This is a genomic window from Brasilonema octagenarum UFV-OR1 (assembly GCF_963888615.1).
Classification (GTDB): domain Bacteria; phylum Cyanobacteriota; class Cyanobacteriia; order Cyanobacteriales; family Nostocaceae; genus Brasilonema; species Brasilonema sennae.
On record NZ_CAWPKW010000194.1, the window covers coordinates 17,872 to 36,398 of the forward strand.

Here is an 18,527-nt window from a genome sequence, read left to right on the forward strand (position 1 = left end):
TTAACTTTTTGCTCTTTTTCTACCACAATCTTCTAGTAATCTAGTAATGAGTGCTGTCCAGCCGGTTTGATGGCAAGCTCCCAAACCATTACCCGTATCACCACAAAAATACTCGTGAAAGAGCATGAGATTGCGCCAGTGAGGATCAGAAGCAAAGTATTGATTTTTACCTTGCCAAGGGCAATATCCCTGCTCATTAGGAAGGAATATCCGGGTAAGGCGCTCTTGTATTTCGTGCGCTACTTGTGATAGGTTCATCATCTGTCCGGAACCTCTAGGACATTCTACCAGGAAGCTATCACCCCAGAAGTGGTAGTAACGTTCTAGGGCTTCTACTAGTAGGTAATTGAGGGGAAACCAGATTGGTCCGCGCCAGTTGGAGTTACCACCAAAAAAGCCACTGTTAGATTCACCTGAGACGTACTCGACACGATACTCTTGATCATCAACAGGAAATACATAAGGGTTTTCTAAGTGAAAACGTGATAGTGAACGGATACCGTAGGGGGAGAGAAATTCGTTCTCGTCAAGCAAATATTGCAGTACCCGTTGTAGGCGTTCTTGTGTGGGAATTGCCAGCAAAAGATGATTTGTCGCTTTCGCTTTCTTCATGCAAGAGATATGTTCAGTCACATCTTTGCGGTTTGCCAAAAACCACTTCATCCGTTTCAAAAACCCCGGCAAATGCTCTATGAGTTGAAAATTCAAAACCTCTGCAGCAAATAATACAACGATTCCGACGAGCGATCGCACTTTTAAGGGAGTAGACTTACCGTCCACCGTCAGCCAATCATAATAAAAGCCGTCTTCTTCATCCCACAGTCCAGTTCCCCCAATTTTATTCATAGCATCGGAAATAGCAATGAAATGCTCAAAGAATTTTGATGCTATGTCTTCGTAGGCGGGATCGCCATCGGCAAGTTCCAATGCCATAGCCAGCATAGTCACACAGTAAAATGCCATCCAAGCAGTACCGTCTGCTTGCTGGAGATGTCCACCAGTGGGTAGGGGTTGGGAACGATCAAACACACCAATGTTATCCATACCCAAAAAGCCGCCAGCAAAGATGTTTTTCCCTGTAACGTCTTTGCGATTCACCCACCAAGTAAAATCGAGCAAAAGTTTTTGGAAAACACGAGCAAGGAAAACACGATCCCTGTGTCCTTTCTCGGCAGTCATTTTATAAACGCGCCAACAAGCCCAAGGAATAACAGGCGGATTCGTACTAGAGAAGTCAAACTCGAAAGCTGGGATTTGTCCATTTGGGTGCATGTACCACTCGCGAAGGAACAGAATCAGCTGCTGCTTGGCAAAGTCTGGATCAATTTTGGCAAAAGCAATAAGGTGAAATCCCAAATCCCAAGTAGCATACCAGGGATACTCCCATTTGTCGGGCATGGAAATAATATCACGGTTGTACAGATGAATCCAGTCAGAATTGGGAACGTCTCCATCTCTTTCTAGTGGCGGTTGTGCAGGATCGCCTTCTAGCCAGTCTTTCACCCCATAATGATAAAACTGCTTTGACCACAGCAAACCAGCATATGCTTGTCGCACGACTTGCTGCTCATGTTCGCAAAGTTCTGCGCAAATATGCTTTTCGTAAAATTCTTGAGTTTCGCGGATGCGTTGCTGAAATATCTGCTCAAAATTCTGGTCGAAGGGTTGTTCTGGGGCTTCTTGTTCAGCAAATAACCGCAACCGCACAGTCACCTCTTCCCCTGCTGGTACTTCCAAGCAGTAGTGAGGTGCTGCTTTTGTGCCTACCATTTCCGGATTGACAGCATCCTTACGTCCATTGACAATGTAATCGTGAAATGCATCTTTCACGTAATGACTAGGATTTTCTGCACCAAACAACTTTGCTGCGTTTGTTTCATTTTCAGTAAACAGAAAAGTTGGCGCATCAATATTTGGCAGAGGTTCAACGACAAACCGGAATTTACCGAGTGTTTCTTGGGAAAGCAAAAGCTCACCATCTTTTTTATATTCAATGCACGGTTTAGACCAATAGCTTTCGCCTGTACGACCCCAAGACCAAGTATTTTTGAACCAAATTGTCGGCAAAAGGTGTAGTGTTGCAGTTTGTGAACTGCGATTGGCAACAGTAATTTTAATTAAAATGTCATTGGGAGCGGCTTTGGAATACTCAGCAAAAATATCAAAGTAGCGGTTTTCCTCAAAAATCCCAGTATCAATAAGTTCAAACTCGCCTAAATCCTTGCTACGATTGCGGTTTTCTTCAACTAAGCGCGTGTAGGGAAATTCACTTTGAGGATACTTGTAGAGCGCTTTCATATAGGAATGGGTTGGTGTTGAGTCGAGGTAGAAGTAAGATTCTTTTACATCCTCACCGTGATTTCCTTCAGTATTACTCAACCCAAATAGGCGTTCTTTTAAAATAGGATCAACGCCATTCCAAAGGGCGAGGGCAAAACACAAACGTCCTTGGCGATCGCACATCCCCAAAAGTCCATCCTCACCCCACCGGTAAGCGCGACTGCGTGCTTGCTCATGGGTGAAATAATCCCAGGATGAACCGTCTTTTGAATAATCCTCGCGTACAGTTCCCCATTGCCTTTCTGCAAGATACGGTCCCCAACGCTTCCAGTTTTTCTCTCTTTGCACTTCTTCTGTTAGGCGCTGGGACTCGGTATCAAGACTATCGTTCTGGTGCATCAATTCAATTCCTTTCTCACGCAAAAAGTCTCACAAACGCGCCGCTTACGCGTCATTCGACCTGATTGTTGCTCCGCCTTTTTTGTACAATTTGTTGCAACCCCTCGCTGTAGCTATTATAACGAGGATTCCATACTCGCGGCTGCCGGTTCGAGTCATTCTTGACCACGCTAGAGAGTTTAAGCTATTGCACTTAAGGCAATTTTCCCCTCTAACTTGCCCATACTATTTTTTGTTATTTTTCAGTGGGTTAGGATTTACGCAGCTGCAAAACAAACGTGCCTGGGTAAGTGATCATAGGTAATAGGTGACTAGCCTGTGTTTCCATCACCAATTACCAATTAGCATTTACCGTCTGGCTGCAACTATACGCATTTGCATGATTTTGATAGTTTTAATCACCATTCATACTAAACATTATTGCGGCTTAAGATGCTCACGAGGGGCAATACCGGGATTAACGATTTCTGCCACCTCTTCTTCAGACATACTATTGAGTTCAGTTTGCAATTCTTCGGCAGTGAAGTTATAACCCTTGTCTTGAGCAATTTTGACAAAACCGTGATTATCCATTGCGGCTTTGAGTTGTTTTTTTAATGCTTCGTCTTTTTTGGCAGCTGCTAAAAAATCAGTTACTTGAGACATAACTGTCAATCTCCTTAAAATTCAGTTTCTTGAGTTTGGGATGTTCAACCGGAGGGTTTGAGGCAGTGAGATCGTCCCAGTGCCGCGATCATTTTTTCGCTAAAGTAGGTAGGATTTGAACTACTTGATTTTTTCTTGCCTTGCGGTTCGTGTTCAGTTAAGCAATTGTATGTTGTGTTTTCTTACCGAGATATACATAACTCAACTTGCGATCTGTACCGCCTGTAACGCCGCCGTTCCAATTTCAGCCGGATTTGTCTTCGGTTTATCGTAATCCTTACTGAAGTTATTGTTAACGGTTCTTGGCATCACGGCAACGACTACAGTCCCCTGCGCCGGAACCTTTGAGCATTTATCCCACGACTCATTCATAGATTAGCGGCTTTTGAAGCCGCATAGCTTCCCCTCACAGGCAGATTCACAAGCGCTACTCAAGACAATTGTTAATGTTGTTCTTGCCTGCTATCTTATGCTGCACCGCCGTTAACACGAATATTTTGCCCAGTTATCCACCGCGCTTCATCGCTAGCAAGAAACGCCACCACATCGGCAATATCTTGCACTTGTCCGAGTCGTCCTAAAGCTGCCATTTGAGAGAAACGGTTTATTTGTTCTTCTGTTTTGCCTTCTCTGAACAGTTCTGTATCAGTTGGGCCAGGAGAGATAATATTAACTGTAATACCTCGTCCTCCCAACTCTTTTGCCACAACTCTTGTGATTTGTTCAACAGCACCTTTGGTTCCCACATACGCACTATAAGTGGGTAGCATCATAGCAGTTGTTGATGAAGAAAAATTGATAATGCGTCCACCATCTGCCATCTGGTGTGCAGCTTGTTGACAAGCAAAATAAGTGCCCTTGACATTAATGGCAAAAATCTTGTCGAAGTCTTCTTCTGTTACATCAACAAGTAGCTTATACAAGGCAATACCAGCGTTGTTGACTAAAATATCGATTTTGCCAAAATGTTCAATTGTCTGCTCAAAAAGTCGCTGGATATCAGTCACTTTGCTCACATCGGCTTTAAGTGCAATTGCTTTTACTCCAAGATTTTCAATTTCTGCAACAACTTCCTGTGCTTTGTTTGCATTTCCTGCATAATTAACCACAACTGATGCACCGTTACCAGCTAATTTTAGGGCGATCGCACGTCCAATTCCTCGTGATGATCCTGTAACGATTGCAACTTTTTCTGAAACAGGTGCCATAAATTCTTTCCTTTACTTAACTTTTACTAAACATTAATCTTGCTCCTAGGTTAAACCTAGGAGCAAGATTGGGAGCTTATATATCCCTAGAGAATTATAGAGGATGAGCTACTACTGATGAAGAATTTTTATTTCTTCAGGTATGTCTTACGCCAAATCGAAAAGCAAGATTTCTGCACCAATGTTGGTACTAATTTCGAGTTGTTCTTCGCCACTCATTTGCACGCCATCACCTGCTCTGAGTTCTTCTCCATTTAAGGTGACGATACCTTGAGCTATTTGCAACCAGGCATAACGATTGGGTTTCAGGTGATAGTTGATAACGTCACCAGGTTCCAAAATAGATGTGTATAGGTCAACATCTTGATTGATGATGATAGCACCATCACGTCCATCTTTAGCACCAATTAAACGTAGTTTTCCACGTTTTTCTTCAATGGGAAACGTTTTTTGATCATACCTGGGTTGCAGTCCTTGTTGATCAGGAAGAATCCAAATTTGCAGAAGGTGGAGTGGCTCAGTTTCAGAAGGATTGTATTCGCTGTGCATAATACCAGTACCAGCGCTCATGATTTGCGCATCACCTGGAAGTATGACTGAACCATTTCCTAAGCTGTCTTTATGTTCTACTGCTCCTTCTAGAACATAGGTGAGGATTTCCATATCGCGGTGTCCATGAGTTGGGAAACCAGTACCGGGAACAACGCGGTCATCGTTAATAACTCGTAGAGAACGAAATCCCATACGATTTGGATCGTAAAAATTACCAAAGGAAAATGTGTGGTGACTGTCGAGCCAACCTATTTTGGTTTGACCGCGTGCATTTCTATCATGAATGAGGTGAGTTTTGGTGTTGGGAGCCATAAGTTTTATCTCCATTTTGATAGTTTATTGCAGTAAAAACATTAACCATCTTTGTTGGCTACCAGTTAAAAATCATGGTTCCAATAGCCAGCAAGAACAAAGTGTCTTTTAGTGGTAAGAATGATTTTTATTGAAAGTTACTTTGTTGCATCTAGTTTTCAACTATTTCAATCTTAAAATATGTACATATAAAATGAAAAGTACGCACTTAAAAGTGCCGTACTTACCAAAAAGATACTGCTAAATTATTTTTTCACTCAACTATAGGAATCCGATTTGGTTTATGAACGAACTGGTTGAGGTAGGGAACGCTTAACAGAGAATAGGGAACATAAACTGTACCTAGCTTCGTAAAAATCTACAGAGGAATCCTATACGAATTGTCTTGGGAACATTGCACTAATTTAGATGAATTAAGGCGGAACCTAAAACAGGTTCTTGATTCTATATCTCCTGAAGCAATCGCATCGATTTGCGGATGGGATTACATCATTTCTGCTTTATTAAGTGCAACTTCATAGAGAATTGGTATTAACTTGGGTTTTGAGATCCAAACTCGCTGCTAAAGTTTGGTTGAGAATTCCAACAATTTGCTTGCGCGCCTCAGCAGGAATGTCAATGCGGGTTGGATATAGACGTGTTGATAGCTTTTTGTCGCTCATGGTTTGTGCAGCTCGTGGATCACTTTCAAGAACCCTGTACAGAAGGTGATTGCTTAGAATTACTTTGACTTTTAATAACCTTGCCAGGACTAATCCAAGAAATACCTTGCTGAAAATCAGTACCAATCATAACTGCTTCAACCACGGGCTGAAAAACTTTTGTTTGGGCTACCCACTCGACAAGAAAGTTAGCCCCAACACCTCCACTAGTGTCAGTTCTATCTACAACAAAATCCGTAGAAGCTAGGGCGTCAAGTTGAATTGGGCGCTCTAAATACTGTTTAAGTTGTTTGCCATTCGAGTCATAGTAGCGCACAGAAGTAATGATGATCGGCTTGGTCAAATCAGTATTACGAATACTCAGAGTCGCTGCTAAATCAAAAATTCTTTTTTTATCACCATGATAGATGTGGGAGTAGATAGGAACATAAATAGTTTCACCCATCACTGCCTTGAAATTTTTATCTAAGGTTACCACCTTTTGAGATTGATTTGCCTGACTCATATCAGGTTCTGACTGCGATGGATTCTGTGGTGATGTGCAGGATGTCAGTAAAATAAGAGCGATCGCTAAATAAAAAACTGGGTATAGCTTCATTAGAAAAAATCATTTACAACCTTCAATAAAATCAATGACTTGATGTAACGACCCTGGTTTAGTCACAATCAGCACAGTTGAATCAGGTTCGAGTACTGTACTGCCGTTAGGAATCATCAAATCTTCGTGGGGATGGGGTTGATAGCCAATAATTAGAGAACCATTAGGAAACCGGGAATCTTGAGCAACTTCGGCAACTGTACGACCAGCAACATAGCAATTATTTGGAATCAAAAGTTTGAGCACCTCAATCTGCCCCTGCTCAAAATGCATGATTGATTCAACTTGCGGATACTCAATGGCATTTACCATTGTTGAAACCGCCAAGTCAATGGTACTGATGATATGATTAGCTCCTGCCAATCGAAAAGGTTCTGCAAAATCGGAATGGCGCATCCGAGTTAGAATGTGGGGAACACGGTAATGCTTGGCGAGAGTTACCATCGCCAAATTCAAGGCATCATTTCGTAAGACAGCTGCCAAAGTGTCGGCTTTACGAATTCCAGCTTCTAACAGCACTTCTGTACTGACAGCACTGCCTTCAAAAGCCATTGCCCCTACTTGTTCGCGCGCATAGCGACAAGCATTAGGATCAAAGTCAATCACAGCTACGGTATGCCCTAGTTCTACCAATTTATGTGCCAAAGTCAACCCTACCAAACCTGCTCCACCAATTAGCACGTACATAACTGCTTCTTGATACTTTTGCCTTCTACTTTACTTTACAAGCTACTGTGCAGGTGAAAGAGTTTGGTATGGTTAACACTGAAAAGAACCAAATTTCGTGATGCATATGATAGTTAATTTGTACAGCGCTTAATTTCTACAAGCAACATTCACTAATTCTGGTTTCTAAAGTCTTCTTAGACAACCAATCTGAGAAGATAATGAATGTGGTTTTGCTGCTTGCAAGGAAAGCGTCAACACCCCTGCCTAAAGGCTAGGGGCTTCTAGCCTCCAGTCTTAGGATTAGTTGACCCGACTCAGTACCTTGTGTACTACGTTATTGGGCAAGTGTTTAAGTTCCTACCTACGGATACGTTCGCGCAGCGTGCCGTTAAGCAAGCCAGTCTGTAGCTCTAGAAATCAAAGATTAAACAGGTTTAGAGGGTTAAGCCAGTGTTCTTGATAAACTGAGGCACTCCGGCCTTGGGGGTTCCCCCCGTTGTTCGCCTTTGGCGTCTCCCTTTGGGAGAAGGAAGTGCCAACCCGTAAGGGTACCGACCAATAACATTGTTTAGGCTAACTTTACTCCCGCAAGGCTTGCCTTGAGCGTAGTCGAAAGGGAAGGCTCTACGGAGCAAAACCGTTATGCGTAGAGGTGAGTCCAGTACTGTTCAAAGCAGCGTGGCACTTTGTGCCATAGTCCTGGTTTCCCTCACGCTTGTTCTGGCGAACCCGAAAGGGCGAACGAATTGAAATGGTAACTGCCCCATTGAAAGTACATCGCAAAAGTACACCGATTCAAGTAACCCCAAGGCGGTAATGGTTCCATAGATATTTAAACGGCTAATAAATTAGCCGCGTCATGTTTCCTCCGTCGTCTAAAGACGCACGGTTTCCACACTTTTGCGAGATCATCATGAAATAGCAACGCGCCAAAGCGCTTTGCGTACTTCTCTTGAATTATCATGGAAACAAAAACGGCCAAACTCCTTGATGGTAAAGCTTTAGCTAACAAAATTCAGCAAGAACTTTGTGCTGCGATTACACAATTGCAACCCAAAATAGGACGCCCGCCAGGTTTAGCAGTGCTGATGGTGGGTGATAACCCAGCCTCAGCAGCTTACGTACGGGGCAAAGAACGAGCTTGCCAGAAAGTGGGTATTGACTCTTTTGGCAAGCATTTTCCCACACAAACGACTCAAGCAGAACTAGAACAAGTGATTGCAGAACTCAATCATGATCAAAGAGTCGATGGTATTCTCGTGCAATTACCTTTACCCAACCACTTGGATGCTGTAACGCTTTTGCATCAAATCGCGCCAGACAAAGATGCTGATGGACTGCACCCAATTAACTTAGGGCGACTGGTGCGAGGAGAACCTGGTTTACGTAGCTGCACTCCAGCGGGAGTTATGCGGCTGTTGCAGGAATATGGTATTCCTTTGAGCGGAAAGCATGCGGTAGTGGTAGGACGCAGTATTTTGGTAGGCAAACCACTGGCTTTGATGCTGCTAGAGGCTGATGCGACTGTGACTGTGGCTCATTCGCGATCGCACTCTTTGCAGTCCATCACCACAAATGCTGATATTCTAATTGCAGCAGCAGGTCGTCCAGGACTCATTACTGCTGAGATGGTGAAACCGGGTGCTGTTGTGGTAGATGTAGGCATAAATCGTGTGACACACTCAAGCGGTGAAAGTCGTCTGGTTGGTGATGTCCACTTTGAGTCAATTGCTGGTGTTGCGGAATTTATCACACCAGTTCCCGGTGGTGTTGGTCCGATGACTGTAGCTATGTTGCTACAAAATACGGTGAATAGCTATAGTCAACGCTCCCATAGTTAGGAATATGTCATTTGTCATTTGTTAAAAACGTAACAAATGACGAATAACGAATGATGGATGACTCTTTCCCGTAAAATTGTTACGTATATAACACAACACTAAGGAATTTAAGAATGGTAACAGCTGATAACATTCAAAAAACTCCACAGCAAGCCAAATTTGACTTACGAGCTTATCTCAAAGAGCGACAAAACCTTTGTGAAGCTGCTTTGGATAAATCTATTTCCATCCGTTATCCAGAAAAGATTTACGAAGCAATGCGCTACTCGCTCATGGCTGGAGGTAAACGTTTGCGCCCTATTCTTTGCCTTGCGGCCTGTGAGATGATGGGTGGTACCATTGATATGGCAATGGCTACCGCTTGTGCTGTGGAGATGATCCACACAATGTCGCTCATTCACGACGACTTGCCAGCAATGGATAATGATGATTACCGTCGCGGTAAGTTGACAAATCACAAAGTTTATGGTGATGACATTGCGATTTTAGCTGGGGACGGGTTGTTAGCCTACGCATTTGAGTATGTAGTCACTCAGACTCATAATGTACCACTAGAGCGAGTTGTACAGGTTATTGCTCGTTTGGGTCATGCGACGGGAGCTACAGGCTTGGTTGGTGGTCAAGTGCTTGATTTAGAGTCAGAAGGAAAGACAGATATCTCGGTAGAAACGTTGAATTTCATTCATCGGCACAAAACAGGTGCTCTTTTAGAAGCTTGTGTTGTCTGTGGTGGGATAATAGCAGGAGCATCATCAACAGAAGTGCAGCGGCTGTCTCACTATTCCGAAAATATTGGGCTTGCTTTTCAAATTATTGATGACATTCTAGATATCACTCAAACCGACGAGCAATTGGGCAAAACTGCTGGTAAAGACCTACAGGCTCAAAAAGTGACGTATCCTAGTCTTTGGGGACTCGAAGAATCAAAACAAAAAGCTCAGCAGCTTGTAGAGGAAGCTTGTGCAGAATTAGAATCTTTTGGAGATAAAGCTTTGCCATTAAAGGAATTAGCACACTTTATCACGAGTCGTAAAAATTAAATAAATCATGAATGATGAATGATATAAGCAGGGCATTATATAATATGTCATTCAGAATTCATATCTCTGTTCATAATTCATCATTCACAACTCATAACTTTTCATCTGATCAAAATAGCATGCAGGATATAGGCGACATATTAGAAAACCGAGTGTTGTGGGTTGCTTTAGGAGCTTGTTTGATGGCTCAAGCATTAAAGCTTGTCATCGAACTACTCAAGAATCGTAAGCTAAATGTTAGAGTTTTAGTCACAACTGGAGGAATGCCTAGTGCACATTCTGCACTAGTAACAGCTCTTGCAACTGGAGTCGGGCAAACTCTTGGTTGGGGTTCTGCGGAATTTGCACTGGCAATGGTTTTTGCGATTATCGTCATGTATGACGCCGCAGGAGTTCGTCAAGCTGCTGGAAAGCAAGCCCGTATCCTTAATCAGATGATTGATGAATTGTTTCACGAACACCCAGAGTTTGATGGCGATCGCCTCAAAGAATTACTGGGACATACACCTGTCCAGGTGATTGTTGGTTCGGCGTTGGGTATAACTATCTCGTGGTTGGCTAAATCAACCGGCGTGTTGGTTGTCAGTCCATAATCAACCAAAAAACCTGACTGTATTTTGCTCCAAGCTACTGCAAACGCACAGATGAGCGCAGTAGCATAACTTTGCGACTATCTACAACTACGGCAAAAAAACCTCGTTCGCTCAACTTTTGCAGTGTGCTGTATGCTTCTTTTTGATTCGTCGTGTAAACCGCCAGCAAATAAGGACGTTCTCCGTAGGAAACAAAACCTACGTCTCCCTTAACGACTTCCCGTACTTTGTTCGCCATTTCAGGACGGTTATAGTAATCTACTAATACAGCCAAACCCTCTCCCAAACGTTCGGGTTTATAGCTGCTTACTGTCTGAGTAGGTGGTTTTTGTGTCGCTGTGGGCGGTTTTTGTGTGACTGTAGGCGGTTTCTGTGCTACGGTAGAGGGTTTCTGTGCCACTTCTGATGACGGTCGAGTAGAGACAAAAGCAGATAACCCGACTATATTCTTGATATACCTCGCCCAACTATTAGCATCATCTATCTTGTTAAACCCACCAATTCGTGTGACTGTATTTTTGATATATCTACAAGTGCTTATCTTAGTGTTAGACGGTAAAGCTTGACGTAACTGCTTCTGATTCTCTGTCGTCGGACTACTGACTAACAAAAGATACTCACCTGAATTGGGAGGTTGACAGACAGGAATATTTTGTTGTTGAGCAGAAGCAGAATTTATGCTAGCACTTAACCCGACAATAGCTAGCAATAAACTACTCACTAAAGTATTTGATATCTGAAATTTCTGAACAACACTCTTATACATAAACTTTTCTTAATTGTTTGATAAAAATTAATGTATTTATAGGAATCCGATTTGGTTTACGAAGTTACTAGTTGAGGTAGGGAACGCTTAACGCTTAACTGAGAAGATAAACTTTACTGAGTTCCGTTCAAAAATCAAATAGGAATCCTATAGTAGCTATTAGTCAGTAGTTTATAGTCCAATAACTAATGACCCTTCGGGTTCGCCAGATGCCTGGCTGTCGGGAAAACGCCACATGCTATCTCCCAAGGGGAGACGCAATCATGCGAACAAGCCGGGAAAGCCGGACGCCAGACGCCTACGGAGGAGCCAGTACTGTTCGCGCAGCGTGGCACTTTGTGCCATAGGAGGGTCTCCCTCCGTAGGTATCTGGCGTTGGAGAGCCGTCATTCGCGCTGGCTCTCCAACGCAGTGGCTCCCCTCCATCACAATGATTATCATTATTGATGATTGGATATTTTTTGGAAGTCCCCTAAGTCTTGATTTTCTTTTGCACAGAAGTATTTAACAGGGCTTAAATTACTCGCTGATGCTTCCAGACTCTGACAAATTTTAAATCTGGTGACATTTATGACGCCTACTCTCGGTTCACAATCACGACGACTTCCGTACCTTGAGTGGGTTGAGTGTTGATAATTAATTCACCTCCAATGCGTTCAGTCCGTTCACTCATCCCTAACAAACCAAAACCTCTAAACGATATATTGTCAATCTCAAACCCCTGTCCATCGTCTTTAACTCGCAAAAGACACTGCTTGTGTTCATACACCAACTCAATACAGATTTCATGGGCTTGAGCATATTTAATAGCATTTGTCAATGCTTCTTGTCCAATCCGCAGTAAGTTGTTCTCAACATTTGGTGATAGAGGATATGCCGTGCCAATCACCTCACAATGGAGGTGGATATCCGTGGAAGATTTCATTTGACTCGTAAGACGGTTGAGAGCATTATACAAGTTCCCTTCTTCTAGCAGTTGAGGACGGAGTGCAGCAACAGATCGTCGGGCTTCAGCCAGACCAGTGCGAGCCAACTCATCTACAGTTTCCATGTGTACCTGTACAGCATCTGGATTTTTCCCAATCAGCTCACTTGCTGCTCCAACATGAAGCAGAATACCAGTAAAAGCTTGCGCTAGGGTATCGTGAATTTCCCGTGCCATACGGTTGCGTTCTTCAAGAATAGATGATTGCTCAGCCAATTTACGTTCGCGTAGCGCGGCGTCAAGCCGTTCAGTAATATCTTGTCCAATACCAACAAACAGGCGATCACAAAACTGAACATTTGCCCAAGAGGTGTTTACAAAGTTATCGTCTTTTGTTCTAATTTTTACGTCTAACCATGTCCCAGTAGCCGCTAACATATGGTCTAAAACTTGCTGACGCTGCTCCTTATCAAAGCAGGATTCAGCAATCAAGTCAATATTATTCAAATCTGTGGTTGACCACCCTAATATCTGTCCTAGCTGACGATTAACGAACTCTACTCGCCCCTGTCTATCATGAAGCGTAATCATCACAGGGATATTGTCAACGATTGTTTGTAAGAGTTGTTTCTGCTGACTAAGCGTTTCTTGTGCCTGTTTTCGTTCAACGATTTCCTGTTTTAATCTCAGGGTACGCTCTTCCACTTTTTGTTCTAGGGTTCGTGCATACTCCTTGAGATTCTCCCACATCAGGTAGCCATTGCTCGTAATGGCAGATCCTACAAGAGCAAGGAGGGGTAGAATGATAACAAGCCACCAACCTGCTAGAAACAGCACATATGCACTGATTAAAAGAGCAATGCCAAAGAAAATAACTCCAGATGCTGTCCGTTGAGGAGAAACAGATGTCCAACCTATGACAGATCCTATTATTGACCAAAGAATGATCCACAGCCACTCCAAGGGTTCTGACCAAACATGCAGTAGAGGGCGTCCATATTCGGCAGCACTTAGCAATTGACTCGTTAACAAAGCGTGAACTTGAACACCAGCAGGTGCTGCAATTGAGTTAGTGGTGTAAGATGTGAAAAAGCGGTCTTCAACGCTCTCTGCGATTAACCCAATGATGACAATGCGATCGCGCACAAAATGCCGTGGCATTCGTCCCTTTAACACATCCGTGATCGAAATTGTGCGGAAGCCATTCCTAAACCTGGGGAAGTTTGATAATATTTGGTATCCTCCATTGTCAACACCAATATAACCTCCGTCATTTGGTTGCAAGGAAGTGAATACTGCTCGACCCAACCGAAACTGATTCTGATTAGAGTTAACGGGTTGGCGGGTGATGCCTTCACCCTCAAGATATGCAAACGCTAATTTTGTTCCAAGCGTTAATATGGATTGATTATCTTGAGTTCTCAAATACAGCAAACTGCGGCGAATCCTTCCATCAGCATCTAACAAGAGATCACTTGCACTAACTTGACCACGCTGTTTTAAGATGGGCGATGGTTGAATAACTTCACCTTGAGCCGTTTTAATCACTTTCTCAATTCCAATTAGATTGGGTGTAGACTTGAAAACGTTAACTAACTCTTGATGACCAGGCTCTACAGGTAAATCTCGAAATATATCAAGACCAATGACTCTGGGCTGCTGTTGTTTGAGCAATGAGATTAAGCGACTTAGCACTGCATCAGACATAGGCCATTGTCTTAGCTGCTTAATATCCGATTCATCAACCGTAACCAGGACAATCCGAGGATCGGGAGGTTCAAAGGGGCGTAGACGAAACATCTGGTCAAGCGCTACTAACTCCATGAACTGTAATGCACCTGTTAAGCCCAAAATCAGCAATCCTCCAGTAATGCTGGGAACAGTTATCAGCACCCCGCGCCATCGCCAAATTTGCCGTTTCAGCTTTGCCCACATAAGATGAATGCGATCGCCTTGGCGAGTTTTCTCTGGTGTTTAAGTTAATTATCCTTGTTTTACTTATTATCTTTTAATTTATTGTCTTTTAACTTGTCATCAATCATGACATCGACTCCAGCAGATTGCAGAAATTCGCGCCAGGCTGCGCTGATACTTGAGTCATTGGGTTGGCTGCGCCGTAGCTCCAATAGGATGGGGAGAGCGTCGTACCAAATGTCATCTTTCTGGTATAATAAAAAGCGTTGTTTGAGAGGTGCTTGCTCAATTTGGCGCAAGCGAGTTGGCTCGAGTTCGGTTCGTTGAACGGTGCCTGTGACAAATTGATCTTTAATGCGATCGCTCGGGTTGCAAATGACTGCAAATGACCACGTGTATCGCTTCTTAATCTCTAGAGGTGGTGCGTTAGATGGTAAGCTGATCGTGACAATGTCAGGAGTCTTAGTCAAGGTAACCGTTGTCCGATATACACCGCTACCATTTTGATTACGTAAACTGAATTCTGCTGTTTTAGCGCTGGTTTTTGGTACGTATACGAGAAATATTGGACGCTCTGCTAGAGTTAAGCCTGGTTTGGTTGTTGGGCCCAGAGCAGTCAGCGATGAACCTGTTGTTACCGCTTCAGTATCCTGAGGACAAGTAGTTCGGTCACGCCGTCCTCCTGGTGCTGAACTATCAGGATTCTTCGGTGGAGGAGGTGGAGGAGGATTGCTTGGCTTGGGCTTTGCATTCTTGACCTTTGATATTTGCGGCTGTTCATGTGCATCCAGTTCTGCTGCCAGAACATTGGGTGCGATAGGCATTGCCGACGAGGGAGCGATTGCCAATTCTACAGCCAGGGCAACTCCAAGGGAAGCGGCACACAATAAGGGTTTTATGTAATACATAGCGTTTATTACAGCCAATTTCCTAGGAGAACAAACGGTGCCCAATAATAAGGAGAATTGTAATTATCTTGGTGCAACAAAGCAACTTGAGCACGACGCAGAGCTTCGGCTTTTGTAACACCAGGCTTACTTAACTCTCGATAGAATGAAATCATCAGCGATGCTGTGGAGCCATCGCTTACCGACCACAAGGAGGCGATAGTACTTCGTGCTCCTGATTGCACAGCAAAACCAGCCATTCCTAATCCAGCCCGCTGATCACCAGCTGCCGTTTGACAGGCGCTGAGTACTAGCAATTCGATTGGGCTGAGTTTTCCCTCTCTAGAACGCAGCAGTTGATCCAATTGTTTAACGTTAATACGTCCATCCCAGGTCAAGATAAACGTATCGTCAGCATTAGAACTAAACTGACCATGCGTTGCCAGGTGAACGATTGACACAGGAGTCGAATTAACCCGATTTTGGAAGATCCGATTGGTAAATGATTGATCGAGAAGCACCTGAGCGGGAATTTTTGCTTCAATTTGGTTAATTTCAACCGCAACATTCGGTAAAGCTGGAAAACTCTGACGAGCTTGACTTATCCCTGCCAATAGTCCTTTGAGCCGTTGGCTTTCTAGAGATTGGGGTTCAAGCAGTTGTAAACCGGGGGTTAGCACAATGCTATACTTCTCAATGAGATACTGCTGACCATCGTGGAGCGTTGCCATAGGCAGATTGCGAAGTAAGCCATCTGGGATAAACACAAGCGTTTTTACGCCACTTGCTTCTAACTGAGACTTTTGAGGACGCAGCACCAGATTATAAACTTCTTGGGCAACAGGCAACCAATCTTCTACAAAAGCTGTGGGTCTCAAAGATTGGCGCATTTGGTTTAAAATTTGCTCGACTTTTGTTTGAGCCAAAGGTATCTGGTGATAACGCAAAGGTTGGTTAGGCAAGGACAAGATAACAGCGAACTTATTGGGCAGAATGATCGGATAAATGACAGCAGCTTGTCGATCAATCTGGTAAATTTGTACAGGACGAGCATTGACACATGCTTCTCGGAAGAAGTTGTCGAGTTCTGCTAACTGCAACGCTTCGATGACCTCGCGAGCTTGTTTCAGGTTTTTCTGGCTGGGTTCACCTCCCGAACTTTGGGGAGATGGGGTAAGCAAAAGCTCAACAAACTGTCGATAAACAGGTTCTACGTTTTCCCGAAACGAAAACTGTACATCTTGATTGATGGCGACGAGATCACTACGGAGAGATTGCAGCGTTTTGACTGCTTCTGCATACGCAGAGGTTGCATTTTGCAGATTTCCCGTGGAGGTACACGGCTGTGTGCCTTGACAAAAAATCCGTCCTAACTGCCAATACCACTGGTAAGCAATGTCATCTGCATTAATTGACTGAGCCAAGCTGAGGGCTTGTTTTGTAAGGTTTTTAGCGCTAATCCATTGGTGAGTACTTTCATACAGGTTTCCTAAAGTACCAAGGGCATAGGATTCGGCACGGCGATCGCCAAGGGTGCGAACTTCCTGGACAGCAGTGGCTAGTTCCTGAGCTGAGGTACTGAGAAGATGAGAGGATAAAGGTTCCCCAACTCCACGGCAGTTACTCGACTTGGGACAATCCCGCACTGCCTCTCCTACTTCCCCTGCCTTGCTCCTCATCTTCACTAAGCTTTGAGCCAAATTAATTCGAGCATAAGCGCTCAGGCGACTTGGTGGTAACTCGGCAAGCTGAGATTGAATTTGAGGCAACAAGTTTTGAGCTTCCGCCCATCGACTTGCTTCAACCAGCAAGCTTAACTGCACAAGCTGAATTTGAGTTTTTGCCGTGAGCGAGGGAGCAGTGGTTACTGCTTTGTGGTAATATGTCAAAGCACTATCTATCTGTCCTTGGGCACGAGCAGTGTTTCCCAAATTCAGCAAAATGCCACTGATATCTGAGGCGAATTGATTTGAGGGAACTTGCATTTTGTCTCGGAGTTTCTCGGCGATCGCCAAGCTTTGCTGCAAGACACTCCGAGATTGAGCAAGATTGCCAACTAATCTCAAAACCTTGCCAAGGTTTCGCAAACTAGTCACCTTGAGACGCGAATCGGGCTGGTTTTGAAGCGACTGTTCCACTTGAGTCAGAAGAGTAGTGGCTCGTCTATAAAGTCCCTGTGTCTGTAAGGCTCTCGCCTGGTTAATTTGGCTACCGAGTATACCGTTAGCATCATTCGCTTTCCGGTAAGCCGCTTCAGTATTTTGCCAAGTTTGCAGGGCTTCTGAGGCTTTGCCTTGAGCCAGTTGTAATTTTCCTTGAACGGTAAGGACTTGGGCGAGAACGCGTGAAGTATCCAGATTGTGGGGTGTATTTTGAGCGTTTACCAGCGAAATTGCCTTGTTGCTCGCTTCATTTGCTTGAGTCCACTGTCCCAGGTCTTCAAAGGCTGTGGCAAGGAAGCTGAGAACGACTGCTTGATTGAGGGGATCGCCTTTGCTGTCATAAATTGTCGCTGCTTGTTGCCAAAGAGCGATCGCCTCTGTATATTGTCCTGCTTGATAACGGTCTTCTGCTTGTTGCACGAGTTGAGCAGGTGAAGCAGAAGTCCCAGAGGGCTCAAAGGAATTTGAGGTAATTTCTACCTGCTGCCTTTTATTCTCGCCCTTCATCCAGTTGCTAGTCCTATCTACTGCAACAGCAATTGAGGCATGGAGGCTGATAGTGATGACGAGTCCCACCAAAGCGACTCGAACAAATGTCAGCCATCCCCTTTTTAGGAAGAGGCTGTGCAATACGGACTTTCCCTGATGAATTCGCCTGTTCAAGTGCCGTTCCTTTTTTATTAACATTTGAAGAGCAAAAACTTCCTGTTCAACCGAGACTGTCAGCAGCACCTCGTCCACAGATGGACACGACAGAACTTGCCGCGTATTTTGATATATTTCTTGCCGCGTTCAAATAGCGGTCAATCTCAAAACCACATGAATGACAAGGGACTGCATACTGATATACAAACTACATTGTATTATATCCTTGAGTTGGAGCCAATCTTCCATCTTAAGATGGACTGATTTATCAATCATTCTATTGTAAAAAGTTTCAACTTTGAGTGGGCGATTTCTTGGAGCCAATTGGCTATATTGAATTCATGCAAACATTGATAACAATGTAGATGCAATATCTGAGTTAAGGTTTTTAGACGTCAGCGGTATTCATCCTCTGACATTGGTGAGATT

The 18,527-nt window shown here is 43.9% G+C and carries 14 protein-coding genes and 1 pseudogene; 4 read left to right on the forward strand and 11 right to left on the reverse strand.

Annotated elements, in window-relative coordinates; translation table 11 throughout:
• From AC5590_RS14035 to AC5590_RS14065, 7 genes and pseudogenes are all read right to left on the reverse strand, one after another.
• Nucleotides 1-2,679 carry an MGH1-like glycoside hydrolase domain-containing protein gene (locus tag AC5590_RS14035; protein ID WP_169264254.1) on the reverse strand — a complete coding sequence of 893 codons (2,679 nt, stop codon included), beginning with the start codon at nucleotides 2,677-2,679 and terminating at the stop codon, nucleotides 1-3.
• A gap of 417 nt (nucleotides 2,680-3,096) precedes the next feature.
• Nucleotides 3,097-3,324, reverse strand: a complete 228-nt coding sequence (locus AC5590_RS14040; RefSeq protein WP_169264255.1) for a Nif11-like leader peptide family natural product precursor — start codon at nucleotides 3,322-3,324, stop codon at nucleotides 3,097-3,099.
• A 467-nt stretch (nucleotides 3,325-3,791) separates the two neighbouring features.
• Nucleotides 3,792-4,532, reverse strand: coding sequence for an SDR family oxidoreductase (locus tag AC5590_RS14045; RefSeq protein ID WP_169264256.1), 741 nt, complete (start codon nucleotides 4,530-4,532; stop codon nucleotides 3,792-3,794).
• A 147-nt stretch (nucleotides 4,533-4,679) separates the two neighbouring features.
• Entirely contained in the window at nucleotides 4,680-5,396 is a 717-nt protein-coding gene (locus AC5590_RS14050; RefSeq protein WP_169264257.1) for a pirin family protein, read from the reverse strand.
• 536 nt (nucleotides 5,397-5,932) lie between these two features.
• Nucleotides 5,933-6,058 (reverse strand): annotated as a pseudogene (locus AC5590_RS14055) (DNA starvation/stationary phase protection protein Dps); the annotation flags it as partial.
• A 25-nt stretch (nucleotides 6,059-6,083) separates the two neighbouring features.
• Nucleotides 6,084-6,656: a DUF3124 domain-containing protein gene (locus AC5590_RS14060; protein WP_169264258.1), complete on the reverse strand. Its 573-nt coding sequence runs from the start codon at nucleotides 6,654-6,656 to the stop codon at nucleotides 6,084-6,086.
• Between the two features lie 9 nt (nucleotides 6,657-6,665).
• A complete protein-coding gene (locus tag AC5590_RS14065; RefSeq protein ID WP_169264259.1) occupies nucleotides 6,666-7,343 on the reverse strand; it encodes a potassium channel family protein in 678 nt (225 codons plus the stop codon).
• Between the two features lie 944 nt (nucleotides 7,344-8,287).
• Between AC5590_RS14065 and folD the strand changes: the two genes are divergently transcribed.
• From folD to AC5590_RS14080, 3 genes are all read left to right on the forward strand, one after another.
• A complete protein-coding gene (gene folD / locus AC5590_RS14070) occupies nucleotides 8,288-9,166 on the forward strand; it encodes a bifunctional methylenetetrahydrofolate dehydrogenase/methenyltetrahydrofolate cyclohydrolase FolD (RefSeq protein WP_169264260.1) in 879 nt (292 codons plus the stop codon).
• A gap of 113 nt (nucleotides 9,167-9,279) precedes the next feature.
• Nucleotides 9,280-10,206: a geranylgeranyl diphosphate synthase CrtE gene (gene crtE / locus AC5590_RS14075; RefSeq protein ID WP_169264261.1), complete on the forward strand. Its 927-nt coding sequence runs from the start codon at nucleotides 9,280-9,282 to the stop codon at nucleotides 10,204-10,206.
• 119 nt (nucleotides 10,207-10,325) lie between these two features.
• Nucleotides 10,326-10,799, forward strand: coding sequence for a divergent PAP2 family protein (locus tag AC5590_RS14080; protein WP_169264262.1), 474 nt, complete (start codon nucleotides 10,326-10,328; stop codon nucleotides 10,797-10,799).
• 34 nt (nucleotides 10,800-10,833) lie between these two features.
• On the opposite strand, the gene AC5590_RS14085 is transcribed toward AC5590_RS14080, so the two are convergent.
• Complete coding sequence (locus AC5590_RS14085) at nucleotides 10,834-11,565, reverse strand: hypothetical protein (protein WP_169264263.1); 732 nt, start codon at nucleotides 11,563-11,565, stop codon at nucleotides 10,834-10,836.
• 188 nt (nucleotides 11,566-11,753) lie between these two features.
• Between AC5590_RS14085 and AC5590_RS14090 the strand changes: the two genes are divergently transcribed.
• On the forward strand, nucleotides 11,754-11,912 hold the full coding sequence (locus AC5590_RS14090) for a hypothetical protein (protein WP_169264264.1): 159 nt from the start codon (nucleotides 11,754-11,756) through the stop codon (nucleotides 11,910-11,912).
• A gap of 230 nt (nucleotides 11,913-12,142) precedes the next feature.
• Here the strand turns inward: AC5590_RS14090 and AC5590_RS14095 are convergent, their stop codons facing one another.
• Genes AC5590_RS14095 through AC5590_RS14105 form a run of 3 tightly spaced genes read right to left on the reverse strand, consistent with a single transcriptional unit; the run spans nucleotide 12,143 to nucleotide 18,116 of the window.
• Complete coding sequence (locus AC5590_RS14095; protein ID WP_169264265.1) at nucleotides 12,143-14,425, reverse strand: CHASE2 domain-containing protein; 2,283 nt, start codon at nucleotides 14,423-14,425, stop codon at nucleotides 12,143-12,145.
• A gap of 59 nt (nucleotides 14,426-14,484) precedes the next feature.
• The gene (locus tag AC5590_RS14100) at nucleotides 14,485-15,312 is read right to left on the reverse strand and encodes a DUF928 domain-containing protein (protein ID WP_169264266.1); all 828 of its coding nucleotides are present in this window, start codon (nucleotides 15,310-15,312) and stop codon (nucleotides 14,485-14,487) included.
• Nucleotides 15,313-15,320: 8 nt separating this feature from the next.
• The gene (locus tag AC5590_RS14105; RefSeq protein ID WP_211178362.1) at nucleotides 15,321-18,116 is read right to left on the reverse strand and encodes a CHAT domain-containing protein; all 2,796 of its coding nucleotides are present in this window, start codon (nucleotides 18,114-18,116) and stop codon (nucleotides 15,321-15,323) included.
• Nucleotides 18,117-18,527: the final 411 nt, after the last annotated feature.